The 2,846-nt window shown below is 47.8% G+C and carries 2 protein-coding genes; both read right to left on the reverse strand.

Features of this window, described 5'->3' with window-relative positions; translation table 11 throughout:
- Positions 1–44 precede the first annotated feature (44 nt).
- Complete coding sequence (locus tag HQL63_16180; protein ID MBF0178360.1) at positions 45–1,943, reverse strand: hypothetical protein; 1,899 nt, start codon at positions 1,941–1,943, stop codon at positions 45–47.
- A 129-nt stretch (positions 1,944–2,072) separates the two neighbouring features.
- A complete protein-coding gene (locus tag HQL63_16185) occupies positions 2,073–2,297 on the reverse strand; it encodes a hypothetical protein (protein MBF0178361.1) in 225 nt (74 codons plus the stop codon).
- Positions 2,298–2,846 lie beyond the last annotated feature (549 nt).

Here is a 2,846-nt window from a genome sequence, read left to right on the forward strand (position 1 = left end):
GAGTTTGGTAGGGCTGTGTGACCGCGATCAACCAAGAAGGGACACTACCCCTTTTCGATATACGGGCCAGCGAAACGTTGTGCCGTCAAGATGATGTCGTCAGCAATGCTCAGGAATTTGACGTGGGCAAAAACCGGGTGGTCAACATCCGATTCTGTTGTGTCAAAGATGAGATCCATGAGGGGACGGTGAATGGGGGGATCTCCACTTCTCTCCCCGGTGAGGAAGAGCCCAACGCGCAAAATTCCGATGTGCCGTGACATGGGCCGCACCCCTTCCATGACCCTTTTGCGCACATCTGCCAAAAGGATGGGATCCAATGGCAAATGGCGTTTCAGGCCGGTTTCCAGGTATCCCGTGACGGCGACGTAGCGGACAACATAGGACAGGGCGACAAACTTTCCAGCATAAGGCCAGAAACAGCCGGCATTTTCCTTGTCCCCAACATGCATCCCGGCCAGGTGTCGCGTGGCCTGCGTGAGCAGCCACATTTTGCCATTAATCATGTCCAGAAAATGGCGTGGCTCTGAACGGAGTTCTTTGGGTAGTGCTAAAATGATCGAGTCTGGTACAAAATGAGGGACCGAAAAATCAAGGGAGTCATCGAATTGAAAGTTTATTTTTTCGATAAGGTCGTATTCTTCATCTTTAATATTTTTAATATTTTCATTGCAATATTCAATAAAATGATCTATTTTTTCTGACGAAATGGCAGATACAGGTTCAGAATAACTAAGTATCACAATATTATCTTTGTTGTCTTCTAGATAATCATTAAGTGTAAAACGAGCGTTTGGTCCAATATTAACATCGTGGCCAAAATATGCCTCTATATCCAAGTCGCCGCAAACGCATATTTTACGCTCAGAATCGTTGGGATTGGTTAGTAAGGGTAATGATTTTTTAAGTTTTTCAGCTCGAAACCCGGTCAGGCAAACAGCATGTTTTTCATCTCTGTCTTTGCGATTGCCGATCACCAGGACGGGAAAGTCGCCAAACAGAAACGCAGTAGACAGAAGATTGAAATATTCCCGGCTGAACCTGCTGCCACGAACCCCGGTCAAGTCACCGCTGATGACCATGGGTACCAAACCTTCCTGATGCCGTATGGCTTCGGCAAGGTTGTTGGATCCAAGACCACGGGAGGGGAAGGTTCGTTTGCCGGCGGCGTGAAACTTGTTGGCCAGAATTGTGATGACAGGGCTGGAGGGGGTGGGGTAATGGCGATACGCCCTGGCTTGCAATGCACTCCAAAGGGCTTGGGAGGCGCAGGCTCCGGTCTGTTCCTGTTGTTGCCAACCTAATCCGCGTATATCCAAAGAAATGCCTAGAAAATGGGCCTTGTACGTCTGCGAAGTGTTGGTGATCCAAGGCCTGGAACACGTATAGGGCAGCAAGAGCCAGCGCAGAACGGTCCGACCGATGGGGGCATGGTGAAGTGGTCGTTTGACGATGTACCCGAGGTAGGACTCTTGCAGAAGCTCCAGAGCGACAGGATGACCGGCTCCTGCAAGCGTAACAGTCTTTCTTATCCAATCGATACCGTCGGTTGGTCCCCCATGAGTTGGCATTCCCTCAAACAGGTGAAAAAGTTGTTCTATATTAAAAAGTTCCTTGCTTTCATCCATACACAATGAACTGATTCCCCTGATCAACGTTTCCAAAAAATTCAGGCGTTGCAATTCAGGAAAATCCAGTTGTTGGTTACCTTGGCACAGGATATTCTGTCCCCAATCAGGTTTCGTCTTGCTGACGAGCCTGTCACGGTCAATCATTAATGTTTCCAGAATGGACCGCTCAAGTTTACGCCGCTCCGATAATTTTGAAATTTTATCGAAATTTTGTATGTTGGAAAATTTTTTGTAGATCGAATTGGTGGTATCATCTTTGTTAATTATATCAAAAAAAGATGGTATCGATGAAAATAGTGGTACCTGCTGCATAGGTTGGAATAACCGCCAGTGCTGCTTGCATAGTATATTTTAAATTGATCAGCATATTCCCAATCATAATAATTCTTCTCGCCTGCGACAATAGATGCGTTCATCCAATTTAAATAAACACGCAAATATCTACCTTGTAAATAATTCTTCCCTTCCTTGACTAAAAAAACACTCCGGGTTGGGGAGAATGCGGGACTTACCTTGGTCGTCGGTGTTCACCCAATTGAAACGAAAAAAATCAACTTCATGGGCACTGTAGCGGTTGACCGCATCACGCAGCCTCTGACTGAGGACTTCATCGTCAGGGAGTTCGATTTCAAGTTTTGTTTTGGGATTTGTCGTATCCTTTGCCATGATCCATCCTCTCACAGCCAACCGTAGCAAAGCCGCTGTCCGAAAAAAGTTTGCTCAACCAAGGGGACGTACTTGTTCCAACCGGGTGGAAATCGTCATTGAAAATTTCAGGACGGCATGTGCATGTAAGAAAAAATTTAAAATCTATGTCATGAACACAGAAAATGCCAACCATCTTGTCGTGCAAACAGGCTTCAGATCGACTCGTTTCAGGGCGGGCCGTGCGAGGGAGCAGATTCCTCTCGTGCCTCGCCCGCCCATGCCCCGAACGGGTGGAGTGTCTACCATGGTGGTCGCGATGCCGTCCAGGAAAAAAATGGGTCATGGCGCCTCTGCCGGCTGTGTTTGGCGGCAGGTGTGCCATAAAAATAATTAATAAATCCTTATGAGAAATCTCAATGTTGGCACGTTCCTTGTAGCAGAACCATTTGGACGAATCATTCGTTGACGGAACTATTCAACACCCGGCCACGCTCGGGGTCCAGGGGGCTGGTTCCCTGGCAGGGCCTGAGACGGTGTCCTGGTGGGGTTCGGGGCGAAGCCCTGACA

The sequence above is a fragment of the Magnetococcales bacterium genome, from assembly GCA_015231175.1.
Lineage (GTDB): Bacteria > Pseudomonadota > Magnetococcia > Magnetococcales > DC0425bin3 > HA3dbin3.